The following is a 17,170-nucleotide window of genomic DNA, read 5'->3' as shown; positions in this document are numbered from 1 at the left end:
GCGGAGCCCGAGGATCCGGCTTTAACGGGCCGCGGGCGCCCCCGTGAGGGGCGCGCGCAGCGCGTAGGAGGGTGGTCATTGGCTCATAAGGCCTCGGCCTGGCGCGCTTCGGCCAGGCGTTCGGCGGCACGCCGGCCGAACAGCCGGAACATCGCGGGGGTCAGGAAGGTGTCGAGCAGGGTGGCGCTGACCAGGCCCGAGAAGATCACCACCGCGACCGGATGCAGGATCTCGGTACCGGGGCGTTCGGCCTCGAACAAGAGCGGCGCCAGCGCGAAGGCGGTCACCAGTGCCGTCATCAGCACCGGCGAGAGCCGCTCCAGCGAACCGCGCAGGATCAGCGCCGGGCCGAAGCTCTCGCCTTCGAAGCGCATCAGGTTGATGTAGTGGCTGACCTTCAGGATGCCGTTGCGCACCGAGATGCCGGCCAGGGTGATGAAGCCCACCAGCGCCGCCACCGACAGCGGCTGGTTAGAGAGCGCCAGGCCCAGCACCGCGCCGACCAGGGCCAACGGAATATTGGCCATGATCAGGAGGGTCAGCGCCGTGCTGCGGTAACGGCTGTAGAGCACCACGAACATCAGCGCCAGCGAGACGATGGACAGCAGGCCCACCAGGCGCGAAGCCTCCTCCTGCGCCTGGAACTGGCCGCCCAGCGTGATGAAGAAGCCCTCGGGCAGCGTGGTCTGGTCCACCACCTTACGGATGTCGGCCACCACCTCGGACAGCGCTCGGCCCTGGGCGTTGGCCGACAGCACGATGCGGCGGCGCCCGTCGTCGCGGCTGATCTGGTTCGGGCCGTCGCTCTCCTCGATGCTGGCCAGCTTGGACAAGGGCACGCGGCCCAGCGGCGTCTCGATCAGCAGGTTCGCCAGCCCCTCGGCCGAGCGCGCGCTTTCGGGCAGGCGCATCACCAGCGCGAAACGCCGCCCGTTGCCCTCGTTGATCTGGGCCAGCTTCTCGCCCTCCACCAGGCTTTGCAGGGTGGCGAGCAGTTGCGGCGCCGGCAGGCCGTAGCGCGCCAGCGCCTCGGCGTCGATGCGCAGCTTGATCTGCGGCGCCAGCACCTGCTTCTCGATCTCCAGGTCGGCAAGACCCGGCACCGAAGCCAGGCGCGTGCGCAGCGCATCGGCCTGGCCGCGCAGCTGGTCGAGGTCCTCGCCGAAGATCCGGATCGCGATCTGCGAGCGCACGCCCGACAGCATGTGGTCGATGCGGTGCGAGATCGGCTGGCCGATCGCGATCGCGGCCGGCAAGTTGACGAGGCGCGCCCGGATGTCGGCCTGGATCTCGTCCATCGAGCGCGTCAGCTCGGCGGCCGGCTTCAGGCCCACGTCCAGCTCGCTGACATGCACGCCCTCGGCATGCTCGTCCAGCTCGGCGCGGCCGCTGCGCCGGCCCACATGCGTGACCTCGCTCACCTGGGCCACCAGCTTCTCGGCCTGCTGCGCAAGACCCGAGCTTTCGGCCAGCGTGACGCCGGGATTCAGCCGCATGCCGATCAGCAGGGTGCCCTCGTTGAAGGGCGGCAGGAAGGTGGTCGGAAAGAAGGGCACGGCAGCGGCCGCGGCCAGCACCGCCAGGCCGCCGGCCGCCAGCGCTGCCCGCGGGCGGTCCAGCACCTGCTGTAGGCCGCTCGCGTAATGCGCCTTCAGCCAGGCCAGCAGCCTGGTGTCGCCATGGTCCAGCGACTTCATGCGCGGCAGCAGGTAGAGGCTCAGCACCGGCGTCATGGTCACCGAGACCAAGAGGCTGGCCAGGGTCGAGACGATGAAGGCGATGCCCAGCGGCACGAACAGACGCCCCTCCATGCCGGGCAGCGCGAACAGCGGCACGAACACCAGCACGATGATCACGGTGGCGTAGAGGATGGCCGAGCGCACTTCCAGCGTCGCCCGTGCCACCACTTCCAGCGGATGCATGCGGTGCTCGGGGTGCTTGGCGCGATCCTCCTTCAGGCGCCGCATCACGTTCTCGATGCCCACGACCGCGTCGTCCACCAGGCCGCCGATCGCGATCGCCAGGCCGCCCAGGGTCATCGTGTTGATCGACAGGCCGAACCAGCGGAACACCAGCGCCGTCACCAGGATCGACACCGGGATCGCCACCAGCGCGATCAGGGTGCTGCGCAGATTGCCCAGGAACAGCAGCAGGATCAGCGCGACGAAGCCGGCCGCGGCGAGCAGCTTGCCCTGCAGCGTGGAGATCGAGGCTTCGATGAAGCTGGCCTGGCGGAAGGTCACGCGCGGCGCCTCCATGCCGGCCGGCAGCGAGCGCTGCAGGCCCGCGAGCGCGGCCTCGATGCTCCTCGTCAGCGCGATCGTGTCGGCGGTCGGCTGCTTCTGGATGCCGAGGATCACCGCCGGCTTGCCCTCGAAACCGGCGTCGCCGCGCTTCGTGGCCGGCGCGAAGCGCACCTCGGCCAGCTGGCGCAGCAGCAGCGGCTGGCCCATGCGCGCGCCCAGCGCCAGGTTCTGCAGATCCTGCAGCGCGGAGCTCTGGCCCAGATGCCGGATCAGGTATTCGCGCCCGTTCAGCTCCAGGAAACCGCCGGAGCTGTTCGAGGCATAGCCCTTCAGCGCCGCCTCCAGCTGCTCCAAGGTGATGCCCAGCTCGGCCATCCGTGCGGTATCAGGCAAGACCTGGAACTGGCGCACCTCGCCGCCGATCGGTATCACCTGCGCGACGCCCGGGATCGCCATCAGCCGGGGGCGCAGCACCCAGTCCGCATACTCGCGCACGGCCATGGCACTGGTCTTGGCCGTGTCGACGGGGATCGCGATCTGCATGATCTCGCCCATGATCGAGCTGATCGGCCCCATGCGCGGGATCACGCCGGCCGGCAGGCCCTCCTCCATCGCCGAGAGCCGCTCCGACACCATCTGGCGGGCGCGGAAGATCTCGGTGCTCCAGTCGAAGGTGACGTAGACGAAGGACAGGCCGGCGTTGGAGCTGGAGCGCACCGCCTCAACGCCGGGCAGGCCGTTCATCGCCGTCTCCAGCGGGAAGGTGATCAGCTGCTCCACCTCCTCGGCGGCCATGCCGCCGGCCTCGGTCATCAGGGTGACCGTGGGCTTGTTGAGATCGGGGAACACATCGACCGGTGTGCGCATCAAGGTGAACAGGCCATAGGCCATCAGCACCGCGCCGCCGATCAGCACCAGCAGCCGGTTGGCCAGGCTGCTGTCGAGTAGCCACTTGAACATGTCAGGTCTCCTGCCGGGCCGTCCCGAGGGAGGCCTGCGCCCCCTTGGGGGGCAGTGAACGAAGTGAACGTGGGGGTCTCATTGCTGTGGCTCCCGTTAGCGGATCTGGTTGACCAGGACCGCGCCCTGGATCACCACACGCTCGCCGGGCTGCAGGCCCTGCGTCACCGCCACGCGCGCGCCGTCCAGCGGCTGCACCGTCACGACTCTCGGTTCGAAGCGCTCCGCGGCGTTCTTGACCCAGACGATGGGCTGGTTGGCCGGGTTCTTCTGCAGCGCTGCCGCCGGCAGGGCCACACCCTGCACGCGGCTGCGGGTCTGCACCACCAGCTGCAGCGGTTGCCCGACGGCCAGGCCGGCAAGACCAGACCCCTCGCCCCTGAACAGCAGCGGCAGGGCCTGGTCGCGCAGCGCATGGGCGGCCCCGACCAGGCGCAGCGGCAAGGCCTGCCCGCCCACTGTCACATGGGCCGCGGCCACGTCGGCTGCCAGCGCGGTGTCGAAGGCCAGGGCCTCGACCTGCAGCCGGGCCGGGTCGACGATCTCATAGACCAGTTCGCGCGCGTCGACCACCTGGCCGGTCACAGCATTCGCCGAGGCGATCACCCCGCTCACCGGCGCGGTCAGCGGCTCGCGGCCATGGAGGCCGGCACCCAGCGCCTGGGCACGCGCGGCCAGGCTCTGCAGCTCGCTCTCAAGCGCCTCGATCTCCTTGCGCGGCACGCTGTCGGCCAGTTCCTGCAGGCGCGCCAGGCGCTTTTCGGCCAGCGCGCGCGCGGCGCGCAGCTCAGCCAGCTGGGCGGCCTGTCCCGAGCGCTCCAGCGCCCCGGCGGCCGGCACGACATAGGCCAGCAGCTCGCCCTTGCGCACCTTCTGGCCCAGGCTGGGCAGGCCGTGCGGGCCTGCCTCCAGGCGCCCGGCCTGCAGGGCCTGCACCTTGCCGCCGGCGTTCGGGTCCATCAGCACCTTGCCATTCAGGCTCAGCGCGCGCGGCAGTTCGTGGCGCGCGGTCACGAGCGTGCGCAGCGCCATCTGGCGCTGGGCCGGCTTGGGCAGGAAGACGCTGCCGTCGGGCAGGCGCTGCGGGCCGTTGGCGTTGGTCGCCGCGGGCGCGTCGCCATGGTCATGGCCCTCGCCCGCGCGGGCGCCGCCGCACAGCGCGGCCAGCAGTGCGATCGAGAGGAACAGGAAGGGCTTGCCATTCATGCCGAGGCCCTCCGGCGCAGACCGAAGATCAGCGCGGCACCCGCGCCCAGCACGGCCAGGGCCGCGCCGCCATAGCGCTGCCAACGCGTGGTGCCGGCCTCGCCATGCCCGGCATGGCCGTCGTCGTCGCTGCCATGCAGGTCCAGCTCGCCGGCCAGCAGGTCGCTGTCGGCGCCGGCCGTGACGGTGGCCGTCACCGGGAGCAGGCCGGGCCTTGGCGCCTGGGCCAGTTGCACGCTGAACTCGCCAGCGGCGCCGGCCTTGGGCGCGGCCTTCAGCCTGGCGCCGCCCAGCTCCAGCTCCAGGCTGGCGTCGGTGACCGGCGCGTTGTCGGCGGCGCGGTCCAGGTACAGGGTCAGCGAGCGGCCGTCCAGCACACCGACCAGCTCGAACAGCTCGGAGCTGGCGGCAAAGCGCGGCAGGGCCGGGGCTGTCGCGGTGGTGGCGGGGGAGTCATGGTCATGACCTTCGCCGGACCGGGCCGGCAGGCCGGCCGCCAGCAGCAGGGCCAGCAGGAACAGGGGTTTCATCATGGTGTGCATCGCTCTTCGTGGGTTCATTGCGGCAGCAGGCCCAGGGCCTGGCGCAGCGCGGAGACGGCTTGTTGGCGGGCCAGGCGGGCCAGCGCCTGCTGGCGCTGCGCCTCGAAGGCTTCCAGCTCGACGCGCAGGCGCGTCGGCAGGTCGCTCTCGCCCAGGCGGAAGGACTTTTCGATGAAGCCGCGCGCCTCGGCGGCCAGGGCGGCGCGGCGCGCGGCGGCCTCGACCACCGCATCGGCCGCGGCCAGGCGCGCGTGCGCCGTGGCCAGCTCGGCCGCCAGGCGCTGGCGTTCCAGCGCCAGCTGGGCCTCGGCCGCGACCAACTCGGCGCCTGCATCGGCCAGCTTGGCGCGCTGGGCCGGGCCGTTGCCGAATGGGATGCGCAGGCCCAGGGTCAGGCTGCGCCCGTAGGCCTCGCCGAAGGCACCGCGTTCGCGCGTCGTCGTCAGGGTCAGCTCGGGGTTGGCGCGATCCTGCACGGCCGCCAGCGAGCGGCTGCGCTCGGCCAGCAGGCGGCGGTCATCCAGCTCGCGCAGCGCCGGATGCCGGGCCGGCAACTCATCGCCGGCCAGGCCCTCCGGCAGGGGCTCGCCGCCGTCGGGGGCGGTCGGCTCCGGCGGCGCACCCAGGGCGCGCAGGGCCTGGCCGGCCTGTGCGGCCTCGGCCCGGGCCTGGGCCAGTTCGGCCGCGGCCGCGGCCACCTGACCCTCGGCCTGATGGCCGTCGCTGCGCGCCAGATCGCCGGCGGCGACGCGGCGCAGCACGTCCTGCGCCAGGCTGCGTGCGCTCTGCGCGCGGGCCTGCGCGAGCGCCTCGCTCTGGCGCGCCCGCTGCAGCGTCCACCAGGCCTCGCGCAGCTGGCCGGCCAGGCGCCAGGCGGCGGCCGCGTTGCGGCTGGCCACGCTGTCCAGCTCGGCGGCGGCCAGGGCCTGGCTGCGCTGGCGTTCGCCGGGCAGCCACAGCGGCACGGCGATGCCCAGCTCCTGCTCGCGCAGGCCCGCGTTGCGATCCAGATAGCGGTCGCTGCGGGCGGACAGTTCCAGCGCCGGGGCCTCGGAGGTCCAGCGCTCGGCCGTGCGCCGGCGCTCCAGGGCGGCCTCGCGCTGCTGGGCGCCGGCCAGGGCCTCGGGCTGGCGGGCCCAGGCGGCCTCGAAGGCCTGGGCCAGGGTCGCGGGCGCGGGGCTGGTCGGGGGCTGGGCCTGGGTGCTCAGCGCCAGCAGCATCAGCATGGCCGCCCCCGCCAGACGGTCGCCCGTCCGGGATTTCTTCTTTCTCGTCATGACAGTCCTCGTCGTCGGTGGGCGCGGGCCCGCCGGATCGTCTGCGGGAGGACCGCTCGGGCCCTCGGGGAATCAGGCGACGAGGAGCTGGTGGGGTGGCCGGATCAGCCGTTCGGGCAGGCCGGCGGTGATGGAGCGCAGGTAGGGCGTGGCGGGGCTGGCCGCCAGCAGCGGCGCCTGGGCGCCCTGCTGCGGCATTGGCAGCACGGGTGCGGCGAAATGGCAGCTGGGGCAGTCGCTGTCGGCGCCGGCATCGGCAGGGGCCCCCTCATGCTGGTGCTCGTGATGGCCGAAATGCGCGCGGGCTTCGTCCGTGAGGCCGATCTCCTCGTGCTGGCAGACGCTGGCCGCGGCCGCCCAGGTCCATTGGACCGGCAGCAGGGCAAGCATCAGGATCAGCACAAGACGGCGCAGCATGATGGGGGCGGAGTGTACTCAGTCCTGGCGATGCATCAGCCGGTTCAGCGCCGGCGTCAGCGCCAGCAGCAGCAGGCCGGCGCCGATCGACGAGGCGATCAGGAAGCCGTACAGCGGGATGCCGCTGCCGGCCAGCAGGGCCTCCAGCGTGCCAGCCAGGTAGTTGGCCACCGCCGAGGACAGCAGCCAGACGCCCATCAGCAGGCCGGCCAGGCGCTGCGGCGCCAGCGCCGAGACCATCGACAGGCCCACCGGCGAGAGCATCAGCTCGCCGATCGTGTGCAGCACATAGACCAGGATCAGCCATTGCGGCCCCACCATGCCCTGCGCCTCGGCGCGCGTCTGCGCGGCCAGCATCACCACGAAGCCCAGGCCCAGCACGATCATGCCCAGGGCCTGCTTGGCCATGTCGGGCAGTGCGAAGCGCGACTGGTCCAGCCGCGTCCACAGCAGCGAGAACGCCGGCGCCAGCAGCACGATCACCAGCGGGTTGATCGACTGGAACCAGCTGGCCGGGATCTCCCAGCCGAAGGCATGGCGGTCGGTCTGCCGGTCGGCGAACAGACTCATCGTTCCGCCGGCCTGCTCAAAGCCCATCCAGAAGAAGATCACGAAAAACACGACGATCGCGATGCCCAGCACGCGACCGCGTTCGGCGCGCGTCAGCGGCGCCGGTTGCGGGCCGCCGGACAGCTTGCCGGGCAGCCAAAGCGCCAGCGCGCACAGGCCGCCGCCCACCGCCAGTTTCAGCGGCAGCGGCCAGCCGGCCACCACACCGGAGACCATGCTCCACAGCGCCAGCGCGCCGTAGACCAGGGCCACGCTGGCGGCCGACCAGGTCAGGATGCGGGGCAGATCGCGCGTGTCCACCGCTGCCTGGCCTTCCTTCAGTCCGGCCCGGCCCAGCAGGGGCTGGCCACGCCACAGCACGCCGAGGCCGATGGCCATGCCGACGCCGGCGCTGGCGAAGCCCCAGTGCCAGCCGACGTTCTCGCCCAAGGTGCCGGCCACCAGCGGCGACAGGAACGCGCCCAGGTTCACACCCATGTAGAAGATCGTGTAGCCGCCGGCGCGCCGCGGGTCGTGCTCGCCCTCGTAGAGCTCGCCCACCATCGCCGAGGTGTTGGGCTTGAAGAAGCCGTTGCCGACGATCAAGAGGCCCAGCGCCAAGTGCAGCAGCGGCTCGAAGGCCATCGCGAAATGGCCCAGCATCATCACCGTGGCACCGACCACCGCGGCGCGGCGCATGCCCAGGTAGCGGTCGGCCAGATAGCCGCCGGCCAGCGGGGTCAGGTAGACGAGGCCGGTATAGATGCCATACAGCTCCAGCGCGTTGCCGCGCTCGTAGCCCAGCGCGTTGACGAGGTAGAGCACCAGCAGCGCGCGCATGCCGTAGTAGCTGAAGCGCTCCCACATCTCGGTGAAGAAGATCACCTTGAGGCCGGGAGGATGGCGGCGCGGTGCGGGCGAGGAGGCGGTCGTCATGGACGGGGCGGGCGAAGAGCAGAACCGGCTATTTTCGCCGACCGCAAGTCCGGCGCCGGACGCCCGGCCGCGCGCGCAGCGCGTAGGGGTGGACCTTCATGTCAGGCCGCGCCAGCGCAGCAGCCTCAGGCCATTGAGGACGACCAGCGCGCTGGCGCCGGCATCGGCGAACACCGCCAGCCACAGCGAGCCCTGTCCCGTCAGCGTCAGCGCCAGCACGACGGCCTTCAGCCCCAGGGCCAGCGCGATGTTCTGCCACAGCACGGCGACGCTGCGGCGCGACAGCGCGATGAATTCCGGCAGGCGCTGCAGATCGTCGCGCATCAGCGCCACGTCGGCCGCCTCGACGGCGATCGCGGTGCCGCCGGCACCCATCGCGATGCCGATGTCGGCGCGAGCCAGCGCCGGCGCGTCATTGATGCCGTCGCCCACCATCGCCACCGGGCCGGCCGATTCCGAGAGGGCGGCGATCGCGGCCAGCTTGTCCTCGGGCAGCATGCCGCCATGCGCCTCGTCCAGCCCGACCGCGCGGCCGATGGCCGCGGCCGCGCCCGGGTTGTCGCCCGACAACATCACGCAGCGCAGGCCCTGCGCGTGCAGCCTGCGGATCACCGCGGCGCTGGCGGCGCGCGGCGGGTCGGCCACGGCCAGCAGCGCGACCGGGATGCCGTCACGCGCCAGCACGTTGACGGTCTTGCCATCGGCCTCCAGGCGCTCGCGCTCTGGCCCGCCGTCCGGCAGGCCGCGCTCGCGCATCAGCCGCGCGCTGCCCAGCAGCCAGGCCTGGCCGTCGATGCGCCCGGCCAGACCGCGGCCCGCCAGCGATTCGAAATCCTGCACCGGCAACAGTGGCGCGCCATGCGCCGCCGCGACGATGGCGGCCGAGGCTGGGTGGGTGGACAGCGCGGCCAGTGCGGCGGCAATATGCAAGACTGGCAAGACTGGCAAGACCTGGCCCCGGTCCATGCCGGCCTCCAGCGGCAGCGCATCGGTCAGCACCGGCCGGCCCTCGGTCAGGGTGCCGGTCTTGTCCAGCGCGATGGTCTTGAGCAGGCGGCCCTGCTCCAGGTAGAGCCCGCCCTTGATCAGCAGGCCGCGCCGCGCCGCGGCGGCCAGGCCGCTGACGATGGTCACCGGCGTGGAGATCACCAGCGCGCAGGGGCAGGCGATCACCAGCAGCACCAGGGCGCGGTAGAACCAGTCGCCCCAAGCCTGGCCCGCCATCAGCAGCGGCGGCAGCAGGGCCAGCGCCAGCGCGCCCAGCACGACGATGGGGGTGTAGATGCGCGCGAAGCGGTCGACGAAGCGCTGCGTCGGCGCACGCTGGCCCTGCGCCTGCTGCACGGCCTCGGCCATGCGGTCCAGCAGGGTCTGGCCCTTGGGCGCGGTGACCTCCATCTCCAGCAGGCCCGCCTGGTTGACGCTGCCGGCCAGCAGGGTGTCGCCAGCTCCCTTGGCGACCGGCAGGCTTTCGCCGCTGATTGCCGCCTCGTCGACGCTCGATTCGCCGCTCAGCACCCGGCCGTCCAGCGCCACCCGCTCGCCGGGGCGCACGCGCAGGCGCGCACCCAGCGGGATGGCGGCGGCCGCGCGCGGCTGCCACTGGCCGCCCTCCTGCAGCATCAGCGCGCTTTCGGGCGCCAGCGCGGCCAGGGCCTGGATGGCCTTGCGCGCGCGCTCCAGGCTCAGCGCCTCCAGCATCTCGGCCAGGCCGAACAGCCAGACCACCATCGCGGCCTCGGGCCATTGGCCCAGCGCGATGGCGCCCAGCACGGCCAGGCTCATCAGCAGATGGATGTTCAGCTGCAGATGGCGCAGCGCGATGACACCCTTGCGCAGGGTGGCCAGGCCGCCCAGTGCCAGGGTGGCCAGCGCCAGCGCGATCACGCCAGGGTGAGCATCGCCCCAGCCGGCGAAGGCCAGGGCCTCGGCGGCCACCGCGGCCGCGCCCGCCAGCCCCATGCGCCAGCGCAATGCGCTAGGCACGGCCGGGCCGGGCGCGGGCGGCGCCGCCGTGACGTCATGCAGCGCCTGGGCCTGCATGCCGGTGGCGGCCACGGCGCGCAGCAGCGGGGCCTCGTCGTCGAGGGCATGGTCGACGCTCAGCACCCGGCCCAGCAGGTCGAAATGCAGGGCCTGGACGCCGGGCAGCGGCTGCAGCGCCTGGCGCAGCAGGGCCTCCTCCGTGGGGCAGTCCATGCCGGCGATATAGAGGCGGCTGCGCCTTGCGCCAGCCCCGACGGCGGGTGCCGGGCGGTTTTCCGGCGCCTGGTGATCATGCTGCCCGTGGGCGCAGCAGGCCTCGTGCGAATGCTTCGTGCTCGTCATGGCGCAATTGCAAAGCCTGTAGCGGCTCCAGAGTCAAGCTATGCTTGGCGCATGCGCATCGGAGCCATGGCCCAAGCCACCGGGGTCGACATCGAAACCATCCGCTTCTACGAGAAGAGCGGGCTGCTGAGCGCGCCCGCGCGCAGCGCCAACGGCTACCGCGCCTACACCCAGCAGCATCTGGAACGCCTGGCCTTCATCCGGCATTGCCGCGCGCTGGACATGTCGCTGGCCGACGTGGCCCTGCTGCTGGACAGCCTGCAGACGCGCGATGCGTCCCGGCTGGCCGAGGTGGATGGCCTGGTCGAGGCGCAACTCGCCAAGGTGCGCGCGCGCCTGGCCAGCATGCAGGCGCTGGAGAAACAGCTGGTGGCGCTGCGCGCCCGCTGCGATGCCGACCATGCAAATCATGGCTGCGGCATCCTGGAGGAGCTGGTGGCGGCGGCGCATGGCGAGGCCTGCGCCTGCCATGAGCCGGCCCGGCGGGCGCCGGCCGAGACCGGTCCGTATCAGATCGAGAAGTCGTAGTCGATGGTCAGCGGCGCATGGTCGCTGAACTTGATGCCGGTGAAGATGGCTTCGCGCTGGGCCAGCGCCGCCAGCTTGGGCGTCGCGAAGTGGTAGTCCAGGCGCCAGCCCACGTTCTTCGCATAGGCCTGGCCGCGGTTGCTCCACCAGGTGTATTGCTCGGGCTGGTCGTTGAGCGTGCGGAACACGTCGACCAGGCCGCCCTGGTCGGGGGCTATCAGCTGCGTGACCCAGGCGCGCTCCTCGGGCAGGAAACCGCTGTTCTTCAGATTGCCCTTCCAGTTCTTCAGATCGATCTCCTTGTGGGCGATGTTGACGTCGCCGACCAGGATGAATTCGCGCTCGCCCTTCAGCTGCATCAGGTGCGGGTAGATTGCGGCCAGGAAGCGGAACTTGGCCTGCTGGCGCTCCTCGCCGCTGGAGCCGCTGGGGAAGTAGCAGCTGATCAGGCTGAGCTTGCGGCCGGGCTTGTCGAAGCGCTTCTCGACCCAGCGGCCCTCGAAGTCGAACTCGTCGACGCCGATGCCGTAGATGACGTCGCTGGGCTCCTCGGCGGTGTAGAGACCCACGCCGGAATAGCCCTTCTTCTGCGCGTAGTGGAAATGGCCCTTCAGGGTGTCGTGGGTGCAGAACTGGCCCTCGACCACGTCCTGCTGGGCCTTGACCTCCTGCACGCCCACGGCGTCGGCCCGCTGCTGCGGCATCCAGTCGAAGAAGCCCTTGGTGGCGGCGGAGCGGATGCCATTGAGGTTGGCGGTGATGAAACGCATGGAACGGGCGGCAATGGGAAGAAGGCCCGCAGTATCGCAGCCGACCCGGCGCGGGGTTTTAGCAACAAAAAAGCCCTGCGCTGTGACATTTAGGTGACTGCTCGGCATGCGAATTGCTAGATTCGAGCGTTTGTCGAGCGCGGCCCGCGCCGCGACCGCACCTCATGCCCCGAGTCCTCACTACCCCTCTTTCTCTCTCCCCGGAGTACTGCATGCGCAAGCCCCAAGCCAATCGCCCCTTGCAGCTGGCCCTGTCCGTGAGCCTGGCGCTGGCCGCCTGGCCGGCCCTGGCCCAGACCAGCGACAAGACCCAGCTGGACACCGTCGTCATCACGGCCGAGCGCCGCGTCGAGAACATCAAGGATGTGCCGACCTCCGTCTCCAGCATCAGCGGCGAGAGGCTCGACGTGCTGGCCTCCGGCGGCCAGGACGTGCGCTTCCTGTCGGGCCGCGTGCCCAGCCTGAACATCGAGTCCTCGTTCGGCCGCGCCTATCCGCGCTTCTACATCCGCGGCTACGGCAACACCGACTTCCGCCTGAACGCCTCGCAGCCGGTCTCGGTGGTCTATGACGACGTGATCCAGGAGAACCCGATCCTGAAGGGCTTCCCGGTCTTCGACCTGAAGGCGGTGGAGGTGATCGCCGGCCCGCAGGGCACGCTGTTCGGGCGCAACACGCCGGCCGGCGTGGTCAAGTTCGACTCGGTGCGCCCGAGCCAGAAGCAGGACGGCTATGTCAGCCTGTCCTATGGACGCTACGGCACGATCAATGCCGAGGGAGCCGCCAACCTGCCGCTGACCGGCGACTGGTCGGCCCGCGTTTCCGGCCTGGTGCAGCGCCGCGACGACTGGGTCAAGAACACCAATGCCACCGGCACCCGCGAGACCGAGGGCTACCGCGACGCCGCGGTGCGCCTGCAGGCCCTGTACGAACCGCACAAGCAGTTCAGCGCGTTGTTCAATGTGCACCACCGCGACCTGGACGGCAGCCCGCGCCTGTTCCGCGGCAGCATCATCAAGCCCGGCACCAACGACCTGGTCGACGGCTTCGACCCCAAGCGTGTCTCCATCGACGGCACCAATACCCAGGATCTGAAGCATAGCGGTGCCAGCGCGCGACTGAAGTGGTCGCTGGACGGCTTCAACATCTACTCGATCACCGGCTACGAGACGGTCAAGCCCTTCAGCCGCGGCGACATTGATGGCGCCTCCGTCTACGCCTTCCCGCCCGGCCCCTTCCAGGCCAACTTCCCGGTCGAGACCTCGGACGCGCTGACCGGCCACCGCCAGCTGAGCCAGGAAGTGCGCCTGGAATCGACCGCGCCGGGCCCGTTCCGCTGGCAGGGCGGCGTCTACCTGTTCGACGAGAAGTACACGATCAAGGCGGTCGACTACATCGCCCCGCTGACCACCAGCACCTACCAGACCAACAAAGCCTGGGCGGTGTTCGGCTCGGTCAACTACGACCTCAGCGAGCGCCTGAAGCTGCGCGGCGGTCTGCGCTACACCAAGGACAAGAAGGACCTGTCGACCGGCACCACCGATCCTTCGCGTCTGAACACCAGCACCGGCACCACCGCCCACACCGACGACTCGAAGTGGAACTGGGACGCCTCGGCCACCTATGCGCTGAACAAGGACACCAATGTCTATGTGCGCTACGCGACCGGCTTCCGCGCCTCCTCGATCCAGCCGGCGGCCGAGTTCAACCCGCAGTCGCAGGCCAAGCCCGAGGACGTCAAGTCCATCGAGCTGGGCGTCAAGGCCGATCTGTGGAACCGCCGCGCCCGCCTGTCGGCCGCTGTCTTCAGCTATGAGGTCCAGGACCAGCAGCTGACGGCCGTGGGTGGCGGCAACAACGCCAACCGCCTGATCAACGCCAAGAAGGCCACCGGCCAGGGGGTCGAATTCAACCTCGAGGTGCTGCCCACCGACAACCTGCTGCTGACCATGGGCGGCAGCTACAACAAGACCGAGCTGAAGGAGCGCGGCTTGCAGGTCGAGGCCTGCGGCTCGCTGTGCACCCTGCGCGACCCGATCACCGTGCCGCGCGACCCGGCCAACTTCAAGTTCTCCGACACCGTGCTGATCGACGGCAACCCGCTGCCGCAGGCGCCGAAGTGGACCGCCAACCTGACGGCCCGCTACGCCATCCCGACCGCCGACGGCAACGAGTTCTATGTCTACACCGACTGGGCCTACCGCTCCAAGGTCAACTTCTTCCTCTACGACGCGGTGGAATTCACCGGCAAGTCGTTGACCGAAGGCGGCCTGCGCGTCGGCTACATCTGGAACAACGGCAAGTACGAGGTGGCCGGCTTCGCCCGCAACATCACCAACAAGGTGGTGACCACCGGCGCGATCGACTTCAACAACCTGACCGGTTTCATCAACGACCCGCGCACCTACGGCGTGCAGTTCAAGGCGCTGTTCTAAGAAGCGCCGGCCGTCCGGCCCGAGGCCCGGTCCCGCGAGGGGCCGGGCCTTTTTCATGGCCTCTACAATGCCCTCCGATCCCATTCGAGCACGACCCATGAGCAGCAGCCCCCCCGATCCCCTGGCCCAGGAATTCGTCGCCTTCGCGGTGGAGGCCGGCGTGCTGCGCTTCGGCGAGTTCAAGACCAAGGCCGGGCGCCTGAGCCCCTACTTCTTCAACGCCGGCCTGTTCGACGATGGCGCCAAGCTCGGCCGCCTCGCCGGCTTCTACGCCCAGCGCCTGATCGCCTCCGGCCTGCAGTTCGACATGATCTTCGGGCCCGCCTACAAGGGCATCACCTTGGCCGCGGCGGTGTCGATGGAGCTGGCGCGCCTGGGGCACAACAAGCCCTTTGCCTACAACCGCAAGGAAGCCAAGGATCATGGCGAGGGCGGCACCCTGGTCGGCGCCAAGGTCCAGGGTCGGGTCTTGATCATCGACGACGTGATCTCGGCCGGCACCTCGGTGCGCGAATCGATCGCGATGATCAAGGCGGCCGGTGCCGAGCCCTGCGGCGTGGCGATCGCGCTGGACCGCCAGGAGAAGGCGACCGCCGAGAACGGCGTCGAAGCCCAACAGTCGGCGGTGCAATACGTCACGCAGCAGCTGCGGCTGCCGGTGATTGCGATTGCCGGCCTGGCGGACTTGCTGCAGTATCTTCAGACCACCAGCAACCCCGCCGCCGCCGGCCATCAGGCCGCGGTGCAGGCCTATCGAGATCGCTACGGAGTCTGATGAGCAAGCCCCTTGCCCCCGTCCTCGTCTCCCTGTCCGCTCTGATCCTCGGCGCGGCACCGAGTTGGGCCCAGCCCAAGCCGGGCGCCGGCTTGGGCGCGATCTACAGCTGCATCACGTCCGACGGCCGCCGTCTGACCTCGGACCGCCTGATCGCCGAATGCAACAGCCGCGAACAGCGCATCCTCAATGCCGACGGCTCGCTGCGCGCCATCGTGCCGCCCGCCATGTCGCCCGAGGAGCGCACCGCCTACGAGGCGAAGGAACGCAAGGCGGCGCTGGAGCGCGCGGCGCTGCAGGACGGCATGCGGCGTGACCGCAATCTGATGCAGCGCTATCGCGATGCGGCCTCGCACCAGCGCGCCCGTGACGCGGCGCTGGACGACGTCACGACGGCCATGCACCTGTCGGAGAAGCGCGTCCAGGAACTGGCCGTCGAGCGCAAGCCGCTGCTGGACGAGACCGAGTTCTACAAGGGCAAGCCGCTGCCGGCCAAGCTGAAGCAGGCGCTCGATGCCAACGAGGTGACCACCGAGGCGCAGCGTGTGCTGATCGAGAACCAGAGGGCCGAGCTGGTGCGCATCAACAAGCTCTACGACGCCGAGCTGGCGCGGCTCAAGAAGCTCTGGGCGGGTGCCCCGGCCGGCAGTTTGGACTGAGCTGATCGCCCAGCCTGTCCGCGCGAGACGCGGACAGTCCTTCGCCCGGCGTCGGCGAGTGCGCGGGCACTCGCCTCGGTGCGGGCTCAGCCAAGCTTTTTCTTCAGCAGCTCGTTCACCGCGGCCGGATTGGCCTTGCCCTTGGTGGCCTTCATGGCCTGACCCACCAGCGCGTTGAAGGCCTTGTCCTTGCCGGCGCGGAACTCCTCCACCGATTTCGCATTGGCGGCCAGCACCTCGTCGAGGATGCGCTCCAGCTCGCCGGTGTCGCTCATCTGCTTCAGGCCCTTGGCCTCGATCAGCGCATCCACGTCGGAACCCTCGCCGGCCCACAGCGCCTCGAAGACCTGGCGCGCGGCATTGTTGGAGATCGTGCCGTCCTGGATGCGGCCGATCAGCGCGGCCAGCGTCGCGGCGCTCACCGGGCTGGCATCGATCTCGCGCTCCTCGGCATTGAGGCGGCGCGAGAACTCGCCCTGCAGCCAGTTGGCCACCAGCTTGGGCGCCTTGCAGGCGTCGCGCGCGGCCTCGTAGTAGCGCGCGGTCGCGAGGCTCGCGGTCATCATCGTCGCGTCATAGGCCGGCAGGCCATCGACCTGCTGGAAGCGCTTGGCCATCACGGCCGGCAGCTCCGGCATCTCGCCCTTCACCCGCTCCACCCATTCCGGCGCGATCACCAGCGGCGGCAGGTCGGGATCGGGGAAGTAGCGGTAGTCGGCCGAGTCCTCCTTGCTGCGCATCGCGCGGGTCTCGCCGGTGTCGGGGTTGAACAGCACCGTGGCCTGCTGGATCGGCAGCCCGTCCTCGATCTGGTCGATCTGCCAGTTGACCTCGTAGTCCACCGCCTGCAAGAGATAGCGGAAGCTGTTCAGGTTCTTGATCTCGCGGCGCGTGCCATAGGGTTGCCCGGGCTTGCGCACCGAAACGTTGACGTCGCAGCGGAACGAGCCCTCCTGCATATTGCCGTCGCAGATCCCGAGCCACATCACCAGGGCGTGCAGGGTCTTGGCGTACTCGGCGGCCTCGGCGCCGGAGCGCAGATCGGGCTCGGAGACGATCTCCAGCAGGGGCGTGCCGGCGCGGTTCAGGTCGATGCCGCTCTGGCCGTGGTAGTCCTCGTGCAGGCTCTTGCCCGCGTCCTCTTCCAGATGGGCGCGGGTCAGGCGCACCGACTTCTTCGCGTCGCCGACGAAGAATTCGATATGGCCGCCCTGCACCACCGGGATCTCGAACTGGCTGATCTGGTAGCCCTTGGGCAGGTCGGGATAGAAGTAGTTCTTGCGCGCGAAGATCGACAGCGGCGCCACCTTGGCGTCGACCGCCAGGCCGAAGCGGATCGCGCGCTCGACCGCGGCGCGGTTCAAGACCGGCAGCGTGCCGGGCAGGGCCAGGTCCACCGGCGAGGCCTGGGTGTTGGGTTCGGCGCCGAAGGCGGTGGAGGCACCGCTGAAGATCTTCGATGCGGTGGAGAGCTGGACATGGTTCTCCAGCCCGATCACGACCTCGTAGCCGCGGATGAGTTTGCTGCTGCTGCTCGTCATA

General features: G+C 70.3%; 13 protein-coding genes. 4 read left to right on the top strand and 9 right to left on the bottom strand.

Translation table 11 applies throughout. The features are described from left to right. Positions 1-83 precede the first annotated feature (83 nt). The 7 genes from AC07OQ_RS02210 to AC07OQ_RS02180 form a co-directional block, all read right to left on the bottom strand. The gene (locus AC07OQ_RS02210) at positions 84-3,206 is read right to left on the bottom strand and encodes an efflux RND transporter permease subunit (protein WP_495051450.1); all 3,123 of its coding nucleotides are present in this window, start codon (positions 3,204-3,206) and stop codon (positions 84-86) included. A 96-nt stretch (positions 3,207-3,302) separates the two neighbouring features. Continuing rightward, positions 3,303-4,412 (bottom strand): efflux RND transporter periplasmic adaptor subunit, encoded by a 1,110-nt coding sequence (locus AC07OQ_RS02205; protein WP_495051449.1) that lies wholly within the window; start codon positions 4,410-4,412, stop codon positions 3,303-3,305. After that, positions 4,409-4,945, bottom strand: a complete 537-nt coding sequence (locus tag AC07OQ_RS02200) for a hypothetical protein (protein ID WP_495051448.1) — start codon at positions 4,943-4,945, stop codon at positions 4,409-4,411. The genes AC07OQ_RS02205 and AC07OQ_RS02200 overlap by 4 nt, the downstream gene beginning before the upstream one ends. A 23-nt stretch (positions 4,946-4,968) precedes the next feature. Beyond that, entirely contained in the window at positions 4,969-6,231 is a 1,263-nt protein-coding gene (locus AC07OQ_RS02195; protein ID WP_495051447.1) for a TolC family protein, read from the bottom strand. A 72-nt stretch (positions 6,232-6,303) separates the two neighbouring features. Then, complete coding sequence (locus AC07OQ_RS02190; protein WP_495051446.1) at positions 6,304-6,648, bottom strand: hypothetical protein; 345 nt, start codon at positions 6,646-6,648, stop codon at positions 6,304-6,306. A gap of 18 nt (positions 6,649-6,666) precedes the next feature. Continuing rightward, positions 6,667-8,133, bottom strand: a complete 1,467-nt coding sequence (locus AC07OQ_RS02185; RefSeq protein ID WP_495051445.1) for a peptide MFS transporter — start codon at positions 8,131-8,133, stop codon at positions 6,667-6,669. A gap of 96 nt (positions 8,134-8,229) precedes the next feature. After that, complete coding sequence (locus tag AC07OQ_RS02180; RefSeq protein ID WP_495051444.1) at positions 8,230-10,461, bottom strand: heavy metal translocating P-type ATPase; 2,232 nt, start codon at positions 10,459-10,461, stop codon at positions 8,230-8,232. A 51-nt stretch (positions 10,462-10,512) separates the two neighbouring features. On the opposite strand from AC07OQ_RS02180, the gene AC07OQ_RS02175 reads away from it, so the two are divergent. Continuing rightward, positions 10,513-10,989: a Cd(II)/Pb(II)-responsive transcriptional regulator gene (locus AC07OQ_RS02175; protein WP_495051443.1), complete on the top strand. Its 477-nt coding sequence runs from the start codon at positions 10,513-10,515 to the stop codon at positions 10,987-10,989. On the opposite strand, the gene AC07OQ_RS02170 is transcribed toward AC07OQ_RS02175, so the two are convergent. Next, positions 10,971-11,759 carry an exodeoxyribonuclease III gene (locus AC07OQ_RS02170; RefSeq protein WP_495051442.1) on the bottom strand — a complete coding sequence of 263 codons (789 nt, stop codon included), beginning with the start codon at positions 11,757-11,759 and terminating at the stop codon, positions 10,971-10,973. The genes AC07OQ_RS02175 and AC07OQ_RS02170 overlap by 19 nt on opposite strands. Before the next feature lie 212 nt (positions 11,760-11,971). On the opposite strand from AC07OQ_RS02170, the gene AC07OQ_RS02165 reads away from it, so the two are divergent. The 3 genes from AC07OQ_RS02165 (at position 11,972) to AC07OQ_RS02155 (ending at position 15,628) form a co-directional block, all read left to right on the top strand. Next, on the top strand, positions 11,972-14,194 hold the full coding sequence (locus tag AC07OQ_RS02165; RefSeq protein WP_495051441.1) for a TonB-dependent receptor: 2,223 nt from the start codon (positions 11,972-11,974) through the stop codon (positions 14,192-14,194). 97 nt (positions 14,195-14,291) lie between these two features. Further along, a complete protein-coding gene (gene pyrE / locus AC07OQ_RS02160) occupies positions 14,292-14,969 on the top strand; it encodes an orotate phosphoribosyltransferase (protein ID WP_495051440.1) in 678 nt (225 codons plus the stop codon). Beyond that, on the top strand, positions 14,969-15,628 hold the full coding sequence (locus AC07OQ_RS02155) for a hypothetical protein (RefSeq protein ID WP_495051439.1): 660 nt from the start codon (positions 14,969-14,971) through the stop codon (positions 15,626-15,628). The genes pyrE and AC07OQ_RS02155 overlap by 1 nt, the downstream gene beginning before the upstream one ends. 86 nt (positions 15,629-15,714) lie before the next feature. Here AC07OQ_RS02155 and gatB read toward each other — a convergent pair whose 3' ends face one another. Continuing rightward, entirely contained in the window at positions 15,715-17,169 is a 1,455-nt protein-coding gene (gatB, locus tag AC07OQ_RS02150; protein WP_495051438.1) for an Asp-tRNA(Asn)/Glu-tRNA(Gln) amidotransferase subunit GatB, read from the bottom strand. Position 17,170: the final 1 nt, after the last annotated feature.

This window comes from Roseateles sp. GW821-FHT09B06 (assembly GCF_059418245.1).
The sequence above is the reverse complement of the archived record's forward strand: the minus strand, read 5'-3'. Positions and strand labels throughout refer to the sequence as shown.